This is a genomic window from Pseudochryseolinea flava (assembly GCF_003286915.1).
GTDB lineage: Bacteria > Bacteroidota > Bacteroidia > Cytophagales > Cyclobacteriaceae > Ohtaekwangia > Ohtaekwangia flava.
Window position 1 is genome coordinate 203,987 of record NZ_QMFY01000007.1, and the last position, 21,516, is coordinate 225,502.

Annotated in this window: 14 protein-coding genes; 7 read left to right on the forward strand and 7 right to left on the reverse strand. The window is 44.1% G+C overall.

From position 1 onward, the window contains the following. The first annotated feature begins 33 nt into the window (after positions 1 to 33). The 3 genes from DQQ10_RS15075 (at position 34) to DQQ10_RS15085 (ending at position 6,535) form a co-directional block, all read left to right on the forward strand. Positions 34 to 993, forward strand: a complete 960-nt coding sequence (locus DQQ10_RS15075) for a hypothetical protein (protein WP_112747717.1) — start codon at positions 34 to 36, stop codon at positions 991 to 993. Further along, positions 994 to 1,992, forward strand: coding sequence for a hypothetical protein (locus tag DQQ10_RS15080; RefSeq protein ID WP_112747718.1), 999 nt, complete (start codon positions 994 to 996; stop codon positions 1,990 to 1,992). Between the two features lie 406 nt (positions 1,993 to 2,398). After that, entirely contained in the window at positions 2,399 to 6,535 is a 4,137-nt protein-coding gene (locus DQQ10_RS15085) for a T9SS type A sorting domain-containing protein (RefSeq protein ID WP_165823948.1), read from the forward strand. 58 nt (positions 6,536 to 6,593) lie between these two features. Here the strand turns inward: DQQ10_RS15085 and DQQ10_RS15090 are convergent, their stop codons facing one another. The 3 genes from DQQ10_RS15090 to DQQ10_RS15100 form a co-directional block, all read right to left on the reverse strand. Beyond that, complete coding sequence (locus DQQ10_RS15090; protein ID WP_112747720.1) at positions 6,594 to 9,215, reverse strand: ABC transporter permease; 2,622 nt, start codon at positions 9,213 to 9,215, stop codon at positions 6,594 to 6,596. 3 nt (positions 9,216 to 9,218) lie between these two features. Continuing rightward, positions 9,219 to 9,551 (reverse strand): PadR family transcriptional regulator, encoded by a 333-nt coding sequence (locus tag DQQ10_RS15095; RefSeq protein ID WP_112747721.1) that lies wholly within the window; start codon positions 9,549 to 9,551, stop codon positions 9,219 to 9,221. 131 nt (positions 9,552 to 9,682) lie between these two features. Continuing rightward, positions 9,683 to 12,682 carry a glycosyltransferase family 117 protein gene (locus tag DQQ10_RS15100; protein WP_112747722.1) on the reverse strand — a complete coding sequence of 1,000 codons (3,000 nt, stop codon included), beginning with the start codon at positions 12,680 to 12,682 and terminating at the stop codon, positions 9,683 to 9,685. A gap of 147 nt (positions 12,683 to 12,829) precedes the next feature. Between DQQ10_RS15100 and DQQ10_RS15105 the strand changes: the two genes are divergently transcribed. Both DQQ10_RS15105 and DQQ10_RS15110 read left to right on the forward strand, forming a co-directional pair. Continuing rightward, positions 12,830 to 14,056: a sensor histidine kinase gene (locus tag DQQ10_RS15105; protein WP_112747723.1), complete on the forward strand. Its 1,227-nt coding sequence runs from the start codon at positions 12,830 to 12,832 to the stop codon at positions 14,054 to 14,056. Further along, positions 14,053 to 14,745, forward strand: a complete 693-nt coding sequence (locus DQQ10_RS15110; RefSeq protein ID WP_112747724.1) for a response regulator transcription factor — start codon at positions 14,053 to 14,055, stop codon at positions 14,743 to 14,745. Before DQQ10_RS15105 ends, DQQ10_RS15110 begins: the two co-directional genes overlap by 4 nt. Before the next feature lie 28 nt (positions 14,746 to 14,773). Here DQQ10_RS15110 and DQQ10_RS15115 read toward each other — a convergent pair whose 3' ends face one another. From DQQ10_RS15115 to DQQ10_RS15125, 3 genes are all read right to left on the reverse strand, one after another. Continuing rightward, positions 14,774 to 15,904 carry a polysaccharide deacetylase family protein gene (locus DQQ10_RS15115; protein WP_112747725.1) on the reverse strand — a complete coding sequence of 377 codons (1,131 nt, stop codon included), beginning with the start codon at positions 15,902 to 15,904 and terminating at the stop codon, positions 14,774 to 14,776. Between the two features lie 34 nt (positions 15,905 to 15,938). After that, positions 15,939 to 17,129, reverse strand: a complete 1,191-nt coding sequence (locus DQQ10_RS15120; protein WP_112747726.1) for a tetratricopeptide repeat protein — start codon at positions 17,127 to 17,129, stop codon at positions 15,939 to 15,941. A gap of 149 nt (positions 17,130 to 17,278) precedes the next feature. After that, the gene (locus DQQ10_RS15125) at positions 17,279 to 19,426 is read right to left on the reverse strand and encodes a DUF4910 domain-containing protein (protein ID WP_112747727.1); all 2,148 of its coding nucleotides are present in this window, start codon (positions 19,424 to 19,426) and stop codon (positions 17,279 to 17,281) included. A 111-nt stretch (positions 19,427 to 19,537) separates the two neighbouring features. Here DQQ10_RS15125 and DQQ10_RS15130 point away from each other — a divergent pair, with 111 nt between their 5' ends. Continuing rightward, entirely contained in the window at positions 19,538 to 20,476 is a 939-nt protein-coding gene (locus DQQ10_RS15130) for an ADP-ribosylglycohydrolase family protein (protein ID WP_112747728.1), read from the forward strand. Positions 20,477 to 20,490: 14 nt separating this feature from the next. Here the strand turns inward: DQQ10_RS15130 and DQQ10_RS15135 are convergent, their stop codons facing one another. Beyond that, positions 20,491 to 21,045 carry an alpha/beta fold hydrolase gene (locus DQQ10_RS15135; RefSeq protein WP_165823949.1) on the reverse strand — a complete coding sequence of 185 codons (555 nt, stop codon included), beginning with the start codon at positions 21,043 to 21,045 and terminating at the stop codon, positions 20,491 to 20,493. 133 nt (positions 21,046 to 21,178) lie between these two features. Here DQQ10_RS15135 and DQQ10_RS15140 point away from each other — a divergent pair, with 133 nt between their 5' ends. Next, complete coding sequence (locus DQQ10_RS15140; protein ID WP_112747730.1) at positions 21,179 to 21,511, forward strand: PadR family transcriptional regulator; 333 nt, start codon at positions 21,179 to 21,181, stop codon at positions 21,509 to 21,511. The last annotated feature ends 5 nt before the right edge of the window (positions 21,512 to 21,516 follow it).

Sequence of the window (21,516 nt, forward strand, 5' to 3'; positions counted from 1 at the left end):
TGCAATCGTTACCCCACGTTAACCCCTAACACTATGATCGTTTTTGGTCACAACTCATTTCTTCTGCATGGTTGTAAGCCCTCAGAATTGGGCATGCCCGTTGAAATCGACAACCAGTATCGCATCGAACGACGCCAACGTTATGTTCACCTTTTCTGGATTCCTACTTTTGGAATTGGTAAGATTTGGGTGTTACGCGATCTTAAATCTGATCAGCTCTTTGAGCCCAACATGGCTATCGGCAAGATCTTGAACTCACTGCCACTTGAGGACAAAACACCTTGGTATACTTTTGCACTTCCGCTACTCGCATTGGTCGCCGCTATTGTTGTTCCAATCGGCATGAAGATTAGCGATTATGCGTCGCAGAAGAAACATGAGGCGTATGTACACGAGAAAAACGAAGCGATAAAGAAAGCAATCGAAACGCCAAGCACTCACCAATACTTTGAGCTTCGCGACGATCAATACAACAAATCCTTTCTTAAAGTCGTCGGGAGCGATAATAGCACTTTGAGATGTGTTATTATAACGGGAGATTATGACGATCCAAGTTTTCTCGCTCCATTTGCTCGAAATAAAGGTCAGCTCGATACGATTTCATTGCGTAAAGATGAACTCATCAAAAACATTACGGAGAAACTAGCCATACTACCTGATGGGAATCCACGGATAATTGAAGAAAAGTATGAGTACAACGATGCGCTGTTCCATAGCAAGCACGCTGGATTTCAAGAAGGAATATTTGCTGCCACGATTCAAAATTTAGGTGCAGACGTCACCTTGGTAAAGTCCGCGACCGTCAGCGGAAATCTTTCCCTTAATCCATTACCGGGAAAAATTGATAATGCGGATTCATTGCAATTGGTAGGAACGTTTACGGGAATGGAACCACAGTATCAAGGCTTATGGACATTCAAAAACAAAGCCGGTGAAACGCGTGCGTACGATGTATATATTAATTCAGCAAGAATTTTCTTTAACAAAAAATAAATGAATACGCGAAGAAAAATTTGGGCAGGGCTCACCGTATTTGTAGTGATCCTGTTTTGCTTCCTCATTCCGGTGCACGTCTTCGAAGGCTCGCCGATGATGTTTTCATTTCTCGGTGGTGCGCTATTGTTCGTTACGCTAGGCCAAACACTCGCTGACTTCGATGCAATCTACGAGGTATTCGATAAACCAGACCCAAACGAGCCTCAACCTCCTGGGAGGAAAATGGCGCCATTCGCCATCATTCCAGGTTTCATCTTTGTATTTATACTGCTTGTGATGGGTAGTTCTAGAAAAGATGCTGAATTAAAACAATACGGCGTGTTGGTAAAGGGCGCCATTGTAGACGGCTCGTCGACAACCACAACACGACGGTTCCAGAAGAACACCAGCTACGACCTCATGTTTTCGTATGAAGACTCGACAGGACGCAAACATCAATTCGAGCAAAGTGTAAATGGCAGCGAATTCCATGACGCGTACATGGGACAAGCGGTAGATATTCTTTACTCAAAAAAACACCCAAGCTTAGCAAAAGCGATTCTCAGTTTGAGTGAATTAAGCAATCACATTAAGATTGCCGATGCGCCCATTCAAGTTCAACAACTCATCAGCATTCTTGAAAGTAGCAAGCCAGATACGATTGTCAATTTTCTAAACGGTATCAGCTATCAATGGGATCAAAAAAGTGATGGCGTGTATGCGAATGAAAAGCGAAATCTCGCCATAAAAGTATTTCCAGGCAATCAAGAACTTGCTTACATGGATAACAGCAGCACAGCACTCAATCATTCCAATAAAGATTTCGAGAGCAGTTTAGAAAGTTATGGATTCAAGAAGAAGGCAGTAGCCGATGGAAATCAATCGCAAGAACTTTATTATACCGAGAAATACGGTGTCACCAAGGAAAACAAAATGGTGAATGGTGAAGATGGCGCACTTGGGTTTTCCGTGGTAACGATTTACCATGTCTTTCTCTTTAGCAGCCTGGGAGAATAAAACGCACTAAATATCGATCGCAAAGGGAGTCAGCTCCCTTTTTCTATTTTAAGCGATAAACGCTTCGAAACGGCGATTATCAGCGTCAAAACGACTCGGATACTTCTTGCAGGATGATGGCAAAATATTAACTTTGATTTAACTCATGATGGTATACACATGGGTATGTTAGCACAAGTTACTTACGTTTGACGAAAGCCACGCTGCTCCGTTAATCAAGCATAAATTACAGCGCAGCTTTGTCATCGTAGTCCCGGTTCCTTCCGGATTCTGATCAGTACTTCATATTATTAGTATCGCACGCCATTGAAGAGATGTTAACATCTCATTATGGTAACGCTATCAAAATTGGCAGTCGCGACATCGTCATTGATCACAAATGTTATCCGTTATTAATATTAAGGCCATGTTATTCATTCGCAAAACGCTCTTCTTTACGCTGCTTCTATTAGTGCTTTCAGCATCAACCGCCATGCTTGCACAAACGCCAGGACTGATCGTGAAAGCTGCCGTAGCAGGAAGACCAGTGCTCGATCCAAACGGAGATAATTATGTCTCTGTAGATAACGAGGGGTTTGTTACAGACGATGAACTGGAAAGTGAAATCCCATTCGTCCCCATTGTTCATCCCAATGGAGAACCGACCAGCGACGTCGCGACTGGACCATCCTGCGGCTTTACCGACCTCGTTGATGCACCAAGTCAATACCATTCAACTTTCACGTATCTCTCACCAGCAAACAATTGGATGTTTCGTTTTCGCCTTGGTAATTATGCATCAAACTCAAAAGGATATAGCATATTGGTTGATACTGATGGGCTCTTCGGCGCTAGTGGCACACTTAAAGATCCAAATTATGTGGTTGGTAATCCTGGATTTGAAATTGAAATACTACTGGTTACCAACATTGGCATTCGGCTAAATGATGTCGATGGTACAACGGCGGCTACCACGAGAACGACACTATCGTACAATGATTTCTGTCAAAAATCCGTAGCGCTAAGTACCAATTGTGGTAACGCGGACTACTTCTATGATTTCTACATACCAGTATCGGTCATCACCACACACTTCCCAAGTTTCTCGGCGAGCACCCCCGTACGAATTACGGCCAACACAGTGATTAGCACGCAGTCTGTTTTGGCAGGAGGACCGAGTGACATCGCCGGGGTCAATGATGCCGGATACGGCGGCAACTACGGAAATGCGTGGACATCGGTAATTGATGCATCACTGCCTGCAGCACCCAACACATTCAACAGCGGGCTACCCCCGGTACGCTCTGCTACACCCACGGTAAATAGTCCGCTCGCAGTAGGCGCAACTACCGTGAGTGGTACGTCAACAGAGCCTAATGGCACAACGATACGGCTATACGTCAATGGTTCGCTTGTGGGAACTACTACCGTATCAGGTGGTGTCTGGTCATTGACTGGAATTCCGGCCCTTACGCTTAGCGCATCCGTAAAAGCAACGGCACAGGCCGCGTCGAAATCTGTAAGCTATGACGCTAACGTTGTCACCGTTGGAGCAACCTGCAGCGCTGTTCCCACCATCTCGTGTCAATCTGCAAAAGGGATTGTCGGATCAGGACCGGCGGGCGCGCCTGCAGGAACAACGATCAGGATTTACGGCCCGAATTCACCAACCACTTTACTCACATCCACCACCACTGATGCACTCAACGCCTTCTTATACAACTGCGCAGGCGGAACGAACTGTTCAGGTGGTGGTCCTAATTGTATCGCAACGGGCGTGTATTGGATAACAGCGCAAGAAGCAGGGAAATGTGAATCACCAAAAACATTAAGCGTTTGTATTGGCACGGTGGCAACACCGACAACAACGCCGACAATCAGTACAAGTCCAGTCCTTAGGACAACCACTTCCATTACGGGAACCGCGACAACCGGAAACACAGTATTGCTTTACATCGATAACATATTACAATCAACTACAACCGCCGGTGGTGGCACGTATACATTTTCTGGACTCTCTTTATCGCTTGGCCAAGTATTGACGGTATATGCTGTACATCCCGGAAGATGTACTTCTTCTGCGACTACCGCCACCGTGGTTGAAGTATCAACAGCGCCTATCGTAAAATCACCAATCGTTACGGGCGCAACAACGATTTCCGGAACATCAGTTGAGGCTGCTGGTACACTGATATCCATTAGTAAAAATGGATCCGCACTCACGACAACAACCGTAGACGCAAATGGAAATTGGAGCGTAACGGGACTTGCAGCGTTAGTTGGAGGAGATGTGATCAGAGCAACAGCGACGGCCTTCGGAGAATCTGTGAGCGTCAACTCCAATGCCGTAACGGTGCAATCTAGAACCACAGCGCCTGTTATAACAGGGTCTTACATTGAAGGCGCAATCCTTGTTCTAGGCACATCCACGAGTCCAACCTTAACCGCGATCAATGTTTACATCGACGGCGTACTCATTGGAACAGGAACCGTTGCCGCAGGAATATGGAGCGTAGGAGTAGGGCTCACGGACTTGTATCCAGGTGGTGTGTTAACCGCTACAGCGACAGAAAGTGGAAAAGCAGAGAGCTTGCCCTCATCATCTGTCTCCGTCTCCTGTGCCAATCCATTGGGATCATTAGGTGTCAATGTGTTGACGGGTACAATTTGCTTGAATACGAAGGCGTCGATTCAAGTGCTACTTTCTCAAAGCGATGCGATATACACATTATGGAACAACGCAGAAACAACCGCGATGGGTTCATCTGTGTTGGGTACAGGCGGGACCATTACGTTACCGTCAGTGCGCGTAACATCGACACAAACATTCATTGTGAAAGCGATTAAAATACCCAGCACGACTTGCAGCACAACACTGTCCACGTCAGCAACGGTCACGGTAACACAGCCTTCGAACACGAGCGGAGTCACAAGTGGCGACTACTTTTGGATTGGTTCTTCAGGAAACAGCTATTGGACAGAGGAAGCGAATTGGGTCAAATGGAATGGTACAAGTTTTCAAACGATGACCGTGCCACCAACAACGTTGGATAATGTAGTCATTAAGCCGATGGAAAGTTGCATCGCCACCCAGCCCTCTGTCATCACGACTTCCAGCGCAAGTATTCCTGCAGTGTGCAGAAATTTAACGATCGCAACTGGCGCGACACTATCGTTGGAAAGCTCTGCCGCTGAACGCGCAATCACTTTATCCGGAAATTGGACGAACTCCGGAACATTAATCCCTAACAGTGGCACTATTAAATTCAACGGTGGCACAACACAAACCATCAATAATACAAATGGAAATGAGACGTTCAGTTCACTCATCATAGAAGGTAACAATACGGTATTGCAACCCTTGGTCGACGTAACACTGAACGCCACAGGTGTCTTACAAATTAACGGTGGAGCGCTGCAACTCAATGGTAGAAAAGTTACAGTCACGAATCCAAACACCGCTGCCATTACACGTACTGCACCGGGCTGTGTGATTTCAGAGAACCAAAATGGCGTTGCTGAGTTACGTTGGGCGATTGGAACCAACACGGGGAGTAATTATGTGTTTCCACTTGGAACAGCATCGAAAGTTTATATTCCATTGACCATTAACTTGGCATCGGGCAATATCGGCACTGCCGGTGTGAACTCGATCTTTGCGCAGCAATCTGTCCCCGCAAATTGGCCAACGGGATCGGAAGCCGTAACAACCGTAGCAACACCCGCGCAGGCTATTAATCGCTATTGGCACTTGTCTAGCACACAAGCTTCCGGTGCGTATAGTGCTACCGTTACATTTAGTTTTCCAAACACCGAAGATCCAACTGCGACAATCTTAGATGTTGGTGTGAACGGCATAAAAATGCAGCGGTGGGATGGAACCTCGGCATGGCAAAATGCGATCGCCGGACAAACCTTCTCGAACACATCACCACGCACAGTTTCGGTACCAGGGATCACGCAATTTAGTTGGTGGTCCGGAGGAAACAACGGCGGAAATCCGCTACCATTGACATGGATTTATTTCAAAGGAAAGTCTCAATCTGGCGGCGTATTCCTCGAGTGGGTAACTAGCCAAGAAAAGAACAACGCGTCAATTACCGTGGAGCGTTCAAAAGATGCTGCGTCCTTTACGGCAATTAGTACAATAGCCGGCGGTGGAAACACAAGCGTAAATACGCAATACACATTCTTTGACGATGGTGCATTTGCTGGCCAAAATTATTATCGAATAAAGCAGACTGACTTTGATGGAGCATTTAGTTATTCTGAAACGATTGCTGTAATGCACGGCGAACCGAATCAACTTCTCGTGACGCCGTATCCAAATCCCACACGCGGCAGCAAACCAACACTTTTGATTCGTAGCGACAAACAACAACTTATATCAATAAAGCTATACGACCTCTTCGGAAAAATCAGATATCAGGCGACCATCGAAACAGGTCAACAACACGAGTTGATTACAACGTTGGAGGGCACTGACCTCCTTTCCGCAGGACTGTACATTCTACATGCATTTGACGGGCTCCAGACGGTAACACATCCTTTGGTCATTGATTAAACTAAAAAGGGATTTGTAGTCCTGTTACAAATCCCTTCAGCATTTCTTAATACAGTAGTTATTCCGTACGCAACGCTTTCGTAGGATTCGATGTAGCCGCTTTCAACGACAAGAAACTAATCGTTGCGCTCGTGAACACAAACACCGCCAAACCTGCGATAGCAAATTGCACTGGATTAATGGGCGCCTGCAGTGTGAAGTTCTGTTCCCATTCGCGAATTAAATACCAAGTGACAGGCGTAGCGACTATTAAAGCGACTGCAATAAGCCAAATAAACTCCCGTGTAATCAACATTACGACGCTCACCACCGACGCGCCGAGTACTTTACGGATACCGATCTCTTTCGTACGGCGCTCTACCACAAAAGAAGTAAGACCTAACAGTCCAAGACATCCGATAAAAATGGCGAGTCCAGTGAATACGCCAGCAACTTTTCCGAGTTGTTGATCCGCTTTATATTGACGATCAAAGTCCACATCCAAGAACGAATAGTTGAATGGCAAATAGGGGATGAGTTCTTGCCACTTCGCCTGCACACGATTTACCGTGCCTGTTAGATCTGCGTCGTCAATGCGAAAGGCAATTTTCCCAACATACGTTGTCAATGCCAACAGCAATGGTTCAACACGCGTGTGCAGCGATCGGTAATGAAAATCTTTTACGACGCCAATGATTTTTCCACCCTGATATCTTCCACTTACGCGCTTACCGATAGCTTGCTCCGGAGTCCAGCCAAAATCTCTAACAGCGGTCTCGTTAATTAAATATGCTGTTGTGTCGTCAGCTTTAGCTTCGCGAAGAAAATCACGTCCCGCGATGAGTTCAATATCATAGGTTGATAGAAAATCGTGATCTACGAAATTGAAGTTAATGTTCGTTGGCGACAGCTTCCCATCCATCATTTCTATTTCTGTATAGAGGTTCGTCGTCGATTGCCCTGGCACGGTCGATGAGCCAGAAACAGATTTTACCCCACGCACATTCTTCAATTCGTTTTTTACAGCATCCAGGTGTTTTACAATTGCTGTGTCGCCATTTGTGGGAACAATCAAAACCGCATTCTTATTAAAGCCGAGATCTTGATTTCTCACTAAGTCAAGCTGATCATAAATAAGTAATGTTCCGGCAACCAGCATAATCGAAATTACAAACTGTGTTGCTACCAGAACCTTTCTAAAATTTTGATGACTATAAACACCCTTCGTTGATGGCTTAAAAATCTGCAATGGCTGAAATCCCGAAATAATTAATGCAGGGTAGGCGCCAGCAAAAACGCCAATCAAAAGCACAAGGGCAACTGCAACAGCTGTAATCACCAACGGATTCGGGAGTACGGAGAAATTTAAGGGTGATTCAATTAATATTCTGAATGCTGGCAATGCAGCCCATGTCAACATAACCGCGAGAACTGCCGCGATAAAAGCGACAATGATCGATTCACCCAAAAACTGCGCTACCAACATTCTTCGTAGCGCACCGAGCGACTTCCGAAGTCCAACTTCTTTCAATCGTCGCGAGGCACGTGCTGTTGCCAAGTTGATGTAATTGAAACACGCAATCAAAAGAATGAATACAGCAATGATTGAAAGAATATAAACATTATTCAAACTACCACGCATACCATTTTCCCATGAACGTTGTGGCGCCATGTAGATACTCGAAAGCTCTTGTAAAGGGAGGTCTTCATAATACATGCCACCCTTCTCAATGTTACGCGCTATGAAATCTTTCATCTTCGACCGAACGTTGTGAACTGCGTCTGCATCACGCAATAACACATAGGTATGGAACCCATTCCAAAACCAAGCATTCTGTTCATTTTCTTTCTGATTCTTACTCCAAGTGGAAAATGAAATCAAGTTTGAAAATGTAAAATGAGAGTTTTCCTGAACGTCCGCCACGATCCCTGTTACCTTGAACTGATCATAATCCATTTTGAGCATTTTTCCGAGCGGTTCTTCATCGCCAAAATATTTCGTCGCCATGGATTGCGTGAGTACAATTGAGTACGGTTCACGAAGTGCTGTTCTTTTATCGCCTTTCACTAGCTTAAAATCGAATACGTCAAACACAGTGCTATCAGCGATGTAGCTATCCGGCTCATAGTCGGTAACGTCGTCATACTGGGCTAACAAATTCCATTTCTGAAAACGTACGTAATTTTCGACTTCAGGAAAGTCCTTGAGCATTCGTGGTCCCATCGGCGGAGAACTCGTAGACTGTAGGAGCAACTCGTTTTCCGTTCGTAGATTTTCAACGATACGAAAAATGCGATCTCCTTTCGAATGATAGCGATCGAAACTGAGCTCGTGATAAACATACAACGATATCATGCTAAAGGTAGCAAGACCCACGGCTAGACCTACAATGTTGATCGCCGAAAAGCCTTTGCTTCGCATGAGCGATCGGATGGATGTAATGAAATAATTCCTAAACATAGGCGAAGTTTGCGTAAAGGGTTGTCGTCCAAATTTCTTTATAATGCCTGGACGGAAAAGGCGCATGATATTGAGCGAAAACTTAAACCGCGCGGCAGAGATACTTTTACTTTCGGCATCGCGGTAGAACATCTCCGTAAGATCTCCTTCAATATCTTCTACGAGCGCAGGATCGCAGAACCATCGAAAAAATCTTAAAAAAATGCTTGGTGGTTTAATATCGTGTGGGGATGTATTCATCGGCTAAGATTTTGGGAATGCCACGCGTGGGATTGCTTTATACAATTCTAGTCGTTGCTCTTGTGTTTCGCGCAATACACGTGATCCTAACGAGGTAAGACTGAAATAGCGCTTCCGTTTCCCGCCACGCACATTAGTCGCTTCGCCAAATTCAGACGAGAGGTAGCCTTTATCCTCCAACCTCCTTAACACAGTTTGCAACGCACCGATGCTGACATTCCGCTGTAGACGTTTTTCCATCTCATCAATAATGGCAACTCCATACGCTTCCTTATAAAGTATACCCACCGTCAACATGACGATTTCTTCGAATTCTCCTAGCTGATGACGACTCACATTTCAAATATTTGACTTAAATGTAGTTAATATACTCGCAATGCAAAAAATGGTTACACAAAAAATGAAAAAGATTTAAGGCATATTGAAGGGATGCCATGGAAGAACATCCCTTGAACCATTATTGAATGCTATAACCCCAGCAGGCTAAACTTACTCACATAGCTTGATTCACCAAGATTGGTTAACAATGCGGTACTCTGTCGCAGCGCATATAAATCGAAATTGTCGGGATGCTCATCTCGTTTCATCTGTTGCGAGACTTGATTATAGTAGTAGTCAAATGTTGAAGTCGACAACAATTTTGCTTTCTCTTCCTGTCCAATAGCAAGTAACATTTGTGCAGTGTGTAGATCGGTAAAAGAAGGTGGTAGGTGAGGATAATGTAATTTCTCGATGGAAGCATTCAACACCTTTTCGGCCAATGGTTCATTTCCCTCTTTCAAACACGCAGCCGCAAGTGCGTTAAACGATTGCCGTAGTGGAACGATCATTCGCGAATAGTATTCTTCATAGTTAAAATTCACGGTAGGATCGGCAAGATTAGTGAAATCGGCCTTCTCCACTAGATTCTGATAACTCACAGCGGTATTGACAGCCAGGTCACCCGTTGACCGTTGTGGTGTAAGTCGATAGATTAAGCCTTCTTGTACAAGATATGGCTTGATGTCCATACTCAAGGTATTCATCGAGGTGAAGTTGAAATAGAAAGGCCGCTGCCAATCGTTGCTGGCAATTAGATCAAGAATTGTAAGCGCGTTCTTCTCGAGAAAATTTCCCGGCACCGCAAAAGAAAGTGTCTGCGTTGGATCTTGCTTGTATGTCAATTTTAGAATACGCGATGGGAGTATGTGATAGTAATCACCATCATTCGCCTGACGACGCAGCGCCACGTGCTCTTCTTTAATGAGTTTTAAATACTGATGAACATCAATTCCTTGTTTCACTTGTTCATCGAGATAAAGTACATCGTTCTTACCGTACTGACGGTAATCCTTTTGCGTTAAGGTAAAATTCAGTGGTGCCGAGTTATAATACGGTCGGCGGAGTTGATCGATATACCAGTCTGTGTTGAAGTAACTTAAAACAACAACGCGCACATCCGTTCTGAATCCCTCTACCTCTTGGAGATACCACAATGGAAACGTGTCGTTATCACCACCGGTAAAAAGCACGGCGTTTGGTGCGCAATTGTTCAACACGGCCCTTGCATAATCAATTTGAAAAGTCCTTCCTGCACGGTTGTGGTCATCAAAGTTTTGATAGAATATCCACAACGGTAAGGCTAGGGCAAAAATCATTGCGGGCAATTGTAATTTGTAACGTAGCAGCGTCATACAAACGGCAATCACACCTAAGCCAATCCAGATACAATAGGCGATGTATGATCCCACGTAGATGTAATCGCGTTCACGTGGTTCAATCGGTGGGGAATTCAAATAGAACGCCAGGACAATTCCCGTAAAAAGAAAAAAGATTCCATTCACAATAAAGCTTCTTCTGTCATTCCAATATTGCAACATTGCACCAAAGACACCGATTAGAAGTGGAATCATCCAATATTGATTACGCGAACGTTCGGAACTTCCCTCGCTTAAGCGGTCCCATGGTTTTAACCAAGCACTATTTTGAACATCACTTTCTCTACCCACAAAATTCCACATAAAGTAACGCAGGTACATGTGGCCAAGCTGATAGGTAAACATAAACTTGAGATTATCGCCGAAGTCCGGCTTCTCATTTGCGCTGAGCCCAAGCCACTCACGGTAGGCAAGAATATGATTATCGTCACGGCTATATATTCTGGGGAGTATCGTCACTCGTGAACTTTCATATTGATAATCGACTTTCGTTCCCCCGATTTTATAAGCTGCGGCGTCTTTATAGTACGCTTTGCCTCGCGGCGTCACGTCGTCTATGCGCGCGTCAAAGTACGGACCGAACACTAGGGGACTAGATCCATAGGAATCTCGATTGAAATACGCTTTTATTTGGTACAGATTCTCTGGATTAGTCTCGTCAATCGGAGGGTTCTGATTCGATCTTACAAAGAGCATTACGTAGGGCGTAAACCCGAGAACGAGGAAGACAATTGCCCAGCTGTACAGCTTATACTTGGGAAATTTTCGTAACAAAAAGTATACTATGGCAATTGCCATCACGAGTAGGATGATAACACCTGAATAAAATGGCAGATGCAATGTGTTGACAGCCACAAGGTCGAACACAAATGCTAGATCGAAAATTCCAATAGCAACAAAGCGATTGATTAAAAAGACGACCAACATTCCAAAGAGAAGTGAGGTGACAATAGATTTGATTTTAGTTGTCTTCACATACCATGCAAAAGGCAAGGCCGGTAGCACGAGCAAACACATCGGGTGAATGCAATATCCTAATCCACTCACATATGCGATTAAAATAAACATACGAGAACGGAATGGCTCCTCTGCTTCCGCTCCTTTTAAGATCATCCAAAGTAGAAGAAGTAATACAAAGCATGCACCACCATAAGTTTCTGCTTCCACAGCCGAAAACCAAAATGTATCAGAAAACGCAAGACACAGACTACCGGTAAACGCACCACCGGTCAGGATAATTTTAGGCCATGCACCGTTACCAATAAATATTTTTTCTCCGAAATGGTAAATTATAAAAAACACTAACACTACTGACAGCGCGGAAAAGAAAGCGCTCATGACGTTTACCATCCATGCCACGTAGATTACATCGGGCGCAAGCATTGAGAATATTCTTCCGAACAGTAACGATAACGGTGTACCCGGTGTATGCGGCACCTGAAGTTTATACGAAGACGCGATAAACTCGGAACAGTCCCACAAACTCGCGGTAGGCTCGAGTGTATAGATGTAAATACCGAAGGCGATTAGAAAAGAAGCCAAGGCAAAAAGATTCTTCCAACTGAGACGCGGCCAAATGCGGACGCTTCGATCGATAGCGAGAATTCCGGGAATCGGGAGTGCTAACCCTATTAATAGAATCGGTGGTGCCACCCATAATGTGAGTAAGCCAAAACCGTTTGGCTCGGCATCTATAGCCATAAGCACGAGTGATGTTGTCGTCAGCAAGGCTGAAACGATGAAGTAATTGACGCTTTTCGATGAAAACATAATTTCTATTCCTCAGTGCAATGGTCGTTGCTCATGAGGGAAATTGATGTTAACGAGTGTAAAGAAGGGTTAATGAAGTGTTAAATATCTATTTAAAGTATGGTGATTCTGATAATCGTTTAACTTTGACAACGAAAATTCGAGCACATGAAGACTCAAAATCTAAGGCACGTTATTGCGTTAGGAACGCTACTACTGATTAGCTTATTCGGTGTGCAAATCTATTGGTTTAATCGCGCATTCGATGTCGCGGAAAGACAATTCGACCACAGTGTGCAAATTGCCTTAAAGAAAGTCGCCGATTCGTTGACCGAGAAGGACACTGAAATTAAGAAGCTTTCATCTAATTTCTTTTTAGCAACCACAGCTTGTGCGATCAACAATGAAGCCATTGAAAAATTACTGCGACGTGAATTCATTTTACGAAGTCTCGATGTCGACTACGAGCTAGGCATCTACAAAGCTGAGGACGACACACTTGTTTACGGAACCTACATCGAAGCAACACGAATGTTTCGACAGGAATCAGGAATCCAAACACCAGGTATAGGCGACGCTAAAAATTTTGCAGTATATTTTCCGCGCAAGAAAAGCTATCTCGCTGCAGAACTTGATATTTGGATTTTCTCCTCAGCAGTCTTGCTACTCATGCTCGGTTTCTTTGCTTACGCTATTTGGTCTCTTCTGCGGGAAAGAAAATTCTCAGAATTAAAGAACGACTTCATCAATAACATGACGCATGAGTTTAAAACCCCGGTAACAAACATTGGTATTGCTGCCGAGATACTGAAAAAGAAAGCCCATGCCGATCACCAACTCTACATCGATATTCTTCAAAAAGAAAATGAAAAGCTGCGTCAGAAAATTGATCAAGTTCTTCTCGGCGCATCGGTAGATCAGCTTCGTCGTCCATCATTAGAGCAGATTGATCTCCACACACTCATCGTCGATTGCGCAGAAACATTTCAGTTTAAGGTCAAGCAAAGAAATGGCGACCTTCAGTTGGAATTCAATGCGACCGATTCCAAAATATTGGGAGATCGCGAATTGTTATCACAGGCAATATCCAACCTAATCGACAATGCAGAAAAGTATTCAAATCAAGATCCGAAGATCGTCGTTAGAACGAAAGATTTAGGAAATGAAATTGAAATACATGTGATCGATCAAGGAATCGGTATCCCGACATCAATGACAAAAAAAGTGTTCGACAAGTTTTTTAGAATTCCATCGGGCAACGTACACAACGTAAAAGGATTTGGATTAGGATTGAATTTTGTTAAACAGGTCATCCGCTCACATAAAGGAAAGGTAGGGCTTTGGAGTGAACTGAATGGAGGAACAGACGTGAGAATTGTATTGCCCAGATTATGAAGCAACGCGAAATCATGTTGGTAGAAGACGATGAAAGTCTTGGGTTCTTGATCAAAGATGCTTTGGATGCCTATGGCTGGAAAGTAAACCTTTATCCGAGTGGGGAGAAGGGGCTTACAGCGTTTCACAACAACCGTTTTGATCTCTGCATTTTAGATGTAATGCTCCCTGAAAAAGATGGGTTCACGTTGGCAACCGAAATCAGAAAATACAACCAACAAGTTCCCATTGTTTTTCTGACCGCAAAAAGTCAAACCGAAGATCGAATCAAGGGATTTCAAACTGGGGCCGATGATTATGTATGCAAGCCGTTTAGCGTAGAAGAGTTCAAGTATCGTCTGGAGGCAATCTTTAGAAGAACAACGGACGAAGATGTAGCGCCGCTTGAAAATTCAATTTTAAAGGTTAGCAATTCAACACTTGATGTCCACAACCTGATGCTGGATTCTAACGGTACGGTTACACGCCTGACGCATAAAGAATGTAAACTACTTCAATTATTCTTCCGTCATACAGGCAAACTCATTGAGCGCGATGTCTTTTTGAAATCAATCTGGGAGGATGACGGTTTCTTTGTGGCGCGTAGTATGGATGTGTTTGTTTCTAAATTGCGAAAGTACCTTAAGTCCGATACAAAATTGCGCATTGAAAACATCCGCAGTGTTGGGTACATCCTTAAAAAGGATTAGGAGATCTGCGCTGCAAATACGGACGGTATCAAATCTTCTTGGCATCGATCCAATGAATTCCAGCGTCTTTGAAACCGTTCCAAATCGTGGGTAGTGCTGCGTTCGCCTTCGGGTGAATATCATGAAAAAGAATAATACCTCGTCGCCATAGGAGCATCAACGTCGTCACACGATCAGCAACTTCCTTCGCCGTAATGGTTGCATTCCAATCCTGTGAATCAATATTCCAAAGCATCACCTGGGTTTGCCGTGTTTTCAAAAAGGCAACCATTTTATCGTTACGTTGTCCGTACGGGGGACGAAAATATTTTTGAAGGCTGTTATTTCCGATAACCGAATCAAGCAATTGATCCGTGAACGCCAATGATTGTTCCCATTGTTCATAACGTGGATGTGGTTGATGAACTTTGCCATGAGAACCAAGCGCCATGGCACCAAAAAACGCACGTGTCTTTTCTATCGATGTTTTTTTGACTCGTGCTGCAAGCATATCACCGAGCACGAAGAACAGACCATTCACGCCGTGCTGACCTAACGTTGCCAATAATTTGTCTGTGTTACCCCCCACAACAGTTGGTCCATCATCAAACGTAAGAAGAAATTGTTTGTCGCTGTATTCAGAACCAATGATTTCTGTATTGCTAAGCGTTAAGATTTCGCTCGTTATCCTTGGAAAAAGGGCGGCAAGTCGAAGCTGTTCGTAAATATAACCATCATAAAAATCACAGGCATTTGCAAACCACGGCCTGAGATTCGTCGGAATATTTTCCTTTACCTTCATGGATGCGGCTATGACGTCGGCCCATCCGCGCGGCGCTGACATCTTCATGAAGTCATGAGGAGTGGTCTGCCGCAGCACACTAAAATTTGCCAGCAGAATCTTTTTCATATTCTCTCGCCATGCTTTCATAGACTCGACGTCAATCTTTTGAACCCCGAGTTTACTTCGAATGCTATCTTCTATCGTGATATGTTCATACTCGTCGAGCACACGCGCGAAAACGAGCATTTCCATTTTCGAAGCAAAGTCGAATTCCGAAGGAGAATTAATGGCGTACGGCCAGAGGCTGCGGTTGCTTTTCGCTACTTTTCTCGGGCCTCCTGCAAATGCAGACGACACAATCAAAAGTGTAAGTATAATGAACAATTGTATTTTCATACTCCTTCAACGACAAACAACCGCAGCTTCATTATTATCTTCCTAATTTAGTATTCATCCGCTTGATCGCGTTATCGTATACCGGATTGACTTTTAGTTGCTTTGCTCGGGTATAATTGGAAAGCGCATCTTCCCATTGCCCTTTGCTTTCATAAATTTTTGCAATGTTGTAATAAGAACTTGCCTGCGTAGTCTTCATTGCGGGCCCATGTGCCAATGTAATAGCCTTTCTATTTGCCCAAAGTGCCTCAGCTTCACGATTCAGTTTTTGAAAAGAAAGTCCAAGGTTACTATAGGCTTGCCCATTATTCGGATCGAGTTCAATAGCGAGTTGGTAGTACTCTACTGATCCTTCAAGATTACCGGCGTGGTAGGCCGCTTCTCCCTTTTTATTAGCTGCGATGGATTGTGTGATATTCGCTTGTGGAGTAACGCTCCCCGCAACGGTCTCGCTAGGTAACAGATAGCGTTGCAATCTTGCATCAACAACTTCTTGCGAACCGGCATCACTAAATTTATTAATATCCACAAACGCGCCACCTTCATCAATCATAAATACAACCCACAGATTTCCCGCAGCGTTGTTCTTGGGCACGAGATAAGATTTGATAAGCGTGTTACCAATGTAAACAAAGACCTTCGCATCACTCTCGGAAGACAAACCGCTACTTCCCGTTTGTTCCATGTCGGTATAATTGTGTACAGCATAAACATACCGTTTGCCGTCAGCCTTTTTTATAACTGTGATTGTTTCTGGACCATAGCCGTCAGTATCATCGACATCGAGGTTAGCTTGCGCCCCCGTTTTACGTTCGAAATAAATGTGACTACCTGGATAGGCGAGGTGAGAGTCGATGTCGAGCGGATTTTGATTCCAATGCAACACGACACGTAAACCATCGAGTGTATTCATCGTAGGACTCAGTGCATAAGTAAGGCCCTTTACCGGACCTTTGGTAACGAGCGTTGAGTAACCCTCTTTCTTAATGATCAATGTTACAGACGCGTCGTCCACACCGCCGAAAGGAGAGGTGATCTTAATTTTTCCGCGTGCGTCCGTGGTCGCTGTTACAGATGCTTCGCCATTCTTTTGGAAAATAACTTGTGCGCCAGCGATCGCCTGATCTTTGACAACGGCGCTCAAAACCTGAATCTCAGTTTGTTGCGCAAGTACCGCCGAACTACAAAATAGTACGGCAACAACAACGTGTAAAATGCTTTTCATAGAAGTGTAATTAAATGGGACGATAAAGATAGGAAAGAGTCTAGAAGTCGAAAATAACAAGTACAGGAAAGCGGAAAACCACCCCAACATGGAGGACAATCACGATATCATTTAACGACTTTTACAATCGTACACGAGAGGTAACCTACCTATTTCGCCACATCTTTTCTAAAGATCATCCCGCCACCATTTTCAAAACTTTTGAACAGCGTTTCCAGCGACGACAATGTAAACAGTGATTCGTATTCAGCATAAATTGCATTTCTGATCTCGATGAGATTACGTTTACCATCCGCATAACAGGCCATCGCGTTGTAGAAATCGTAAATACGAAGTTCATCTGTTTCACGCTCTCGGAGTATTGTCATCATGGTGGTAACTTCCTTTTCCAATGCCGTTATAGCCGCGGCGTTGTTTTTCATCATGCCTTCACGCACTTCATAGTAGTTCATTAACTCTTTTCCTTTAACACGCTGCGGAACTTTCGTTGCATATTTTTTAAACTCACCGACTTCGAGCTCGTCGCTTGAAGTTGCTAACGGCGCCAACGTCTTCAGCGTTTTCAAGAGCAACTGCTCTTTTTGATCCAATGCGACAACATATTTCTTAATTAAAACACTAACGTTTCCTTGCGTAAGTTGCTGACAGGTTTCAAGCGCTTTCCTTTCACGGTTAAATCCTGCAGATACGATTGCGCGGCTCAAATAGCCCGACTGCGAATTTGTTGTCGCGCGACTTGCTAGCGTGATCGCATTTTTCTCATCATCAGCAAGTCGTCTTTGTCCGTACATATAAGTCAGGCCGAGTAACGCATTTAGATTGGAATCGTCCGCATAGGCAACTGTTGTAATCATCGCTAACCCACCAAAACAAACGCGATGCAATTGCGTAGGATCAACATACTCAGGTCTATCCTGGCTTGAGTGATAATTATCATCGGGCCATGTCAAGAAGCCAATACCTGCAATACCATAATCGTTGAATACTTGACTATCCGATCCGCGACTATTCTTTTTCATTGTAGCCTTGGCAGGATTGTGTGTTCCATTAACCGATATGATCTGGTAATCTTTACGCTTTGGATAGCGCGTATTATTGTACTTGTTAATAAACTCTAAAATTGATTCGGACAGGGCATTAACAAAATGGGCATTCGCGCCCGGCGTGTAATCGATGCTGAATTCAGAATTCACTTCTTGAAGATTTGCACCAAGCATATCCAAATTCAAATTCAAAATCCGCTTCTTGCTCGCGTCTGGCAAATGACGATTGACCCAAGCCGTAGACCCACTAAATTCAGGTATCCAAAGAAATCGGATGGTGCGCAAAGGTCTTGCAATTTGCTTCGTCTCTATCAAATAGTTCAGTGTACGAATCATTTCCAGAACAACAGCCGATCCAGAGGCGTTATCGTTAGCTCCAGGCTTATAGTGGTCAAGGTGTGCGGTCACTATTATTTCTTCATTGGGAAAGCGCTCACCAGGAATAATTCCAGTCACTACCCGAAGAGAGTCGGGTTCTTTCGTTGTTTCCAATGACACATGAAGGAGCACGCTATCCTTTCGTTCAATCACCGATTTCAGTTCACCACGCTTTCGATCAGAAATCGCGAACGCAAAAGCTTTGGCATTGTTAGCACGAATTCCAGTCCAGCCAACCTGATCCGGAAAATCTCCCGGGAGCCTGTTCGTAGCATCCCAATAGGGAACAGAATAAGAGGATACAACTCCGATCGCACCTTTCTTATCGATCGCAATGCGGGCTACTGCCGATGGATTTTCCGTTGCGAGAACGATCTTTCCCTTCACATCCTTGTTTGTATAATCTTCTTCTCGACTACCACCGCCAACGTCCACTAGCTGTGCCGTTGTATCAATGCTGCCGCTATTAATAGCAACCGACATAGGCAAATCATCGAAGGAAGTAATATTGAAAGCATAAGGATAGGTTGCGCGCAAAACACCACGCTTTACAATCCACGTGTTCTCTGTTGGAAACATTTCAATTTTAACTTGTTGCAATCCAAAGTCTTTTGCCTTCGTTTCCACCCATTTTGCAGCATCGCGATAATGTTCGCCAGAGCGATCCCACATCGCAAGTTGCTTCACATAGTCATGCGCGCGGTCGCCAGAACTTTCTTGGATTAACATCCGCGTAACTTGATCGCGCAAAAGTAAACCAGTTTCTTCACTACGCTCAGACAACGGCTTTGTCTGACAATACGCAAAATTTGAATGGTATAATATGGCTGCCGCGGCAAGCACAACATAACGGCGGAAATTCAGAGAATTCATCATGGTAATGGCTAAATGTTAGTGACGCAATTTATCACATCTTAAGTCATTATTGAAAGGGTTAGAATTTTTCGTTTACATCGATCGGTGATTCCTTAGTATATTGTCGGCGTGATGACCACTGAAAAAATAAGATCATGTTTCCTAGGGCTTGCTGTTGGCGACGCACTCGGTGTTCCCGTTGAGTTTAAGGACCGCAAAATCTTACAAGAAAATCCGGTTGTAGGCATGCGCGAAAATGGAACGTGGCGACAACTCGCAGGTACCTGGTCTGATGATAGCTCCTTGACATTCTGCCTAGCCGAATCAATGGTGAATGGTTATCACCCAATCGACATTGGTCTAAAAATGGTAGATTGGCTTACCACGGGATATTGGGGCGCACACCATAAAGTATTTGACATTGGCATCACCACGCGAATCGCTTTGATGCGGATAAAAAAAGGTGAAGATCCGCTTACCGCTGGTGAAGTTGAAGTTGATTCAAATGGCAACGGGTCCCTTATGCGCATCGCACCTGCCGCGTTGTATTTCGCATCCGAAACTGATGAAACCCTATACAACCGCGTGAAGGAAATCTCATCTATCACTCATGGTCATTTTCGCTCAATCTTCAGCTGTTACATTTTTTCCAAGATGCTTATCGCACTGGCAAAGAATGATGAAAAGTTATCGACCTATCAAAAAGTTGTTGAACAGGTCACCGATTTCGCTACGCGACAAGGCTTCGAGCTTTCAGAATTGAAAATGTTTAACCGTGTGCTTTCAGGAAATATCCAGGATGTTGATGGGAGTGAAATCCAATCTACCGGCTATGTGTTGCATACGCTGGAAGCCTCATTGTGGTGCCTACTAACCACGAATTCATTTTCCGAAGCCGTATTAAAAGCAGTTAATCTCGGCGGCGATACTGACACAACAGGATGTGTGACCGGCGCGATGGCCGGTGTACTGTATGGAGAAAAACAAATCCCTTCAGAATGGACGAACGTATTAGCGCGCCACAACGACATTGTTTCGTTGGCCGAACGATTTCATAGCGCAATACGCTAATACAATTTAAACACTTACAGTTTCTTCAAGTCATTTGCAACAACAGACAAATCACTATTCAATTGATGACCACCGGAGTCTATTTTACGAATTGATGCATTCGAAAAACTATTACCATAAAGTTCGAGATGTTCAAATGGCACAGTTTCATCATCACGGCTGTGATAGAAAAACACCGGTACATCGTCGGCGATCTTAAGGGTAGTTGTAGGCAAGGCTAATGTCTCATACCCATCGTATTTCCATCCTTTATCGCCGCCCCAAAAAGGTGCAGCAATAATGAACACGCCCGCAACGCTTTTTTTATAATCCTTTTCGGTAAGAAATTTCATCAGCACTGACCCGCCTACCGAATGACCTACAAGAAATATAGAACCGTCTTGCGCTTTCAAAAGATCTACAATTTGACGAGCCCAAGTTTCATAGTCAGCATCCTCTTCATTGTGCATTTCTGGATAATGAACGACGTACGACGTACCGAGCAAGTGCTGAAGATTGTCAGCTAATTTCTTGTCCATTCGATAGCTGCCCGTTCCGGCACCTTGAATGAATAATATCTGTTTTTTCATTGCGTCGAGGTTTTGTTTCGATGTACTAATCAGGTGCCAACGCAGCGCTTCCACACAGAACTCATAAAATAATACTACAAAATAGGATTTACGTACTTTTATCACTAACATTACTACTACATAATAGTAATAAATGAAAAAAATCCAGCTTGGTGAATTTGAAGAGGTCGTATTGTTAACGGTAGGGGTGTTACATGGAAATGCATACGGTGTTACGATCAAGGATGAAATCGAGCAACGTCTCGACAGGGAAGTAACGATCGGCGCCCTTCAAATTACGCTACGACGTCTCGAAGCAAAAGGATTTCTGACATCCAAACTCGGCGAGTCAAATGAAATTCGACGGGGAAGACCAAAGCTATTTTTTGAAATTACTGCTTATGGAAAAAAAGCGCTTGACTATACGAAGGAGTCGCGCGACGAACTTTGGAAAGCATTGCCCAAACTTGTGTTGAAGCTAAAATAATAAAT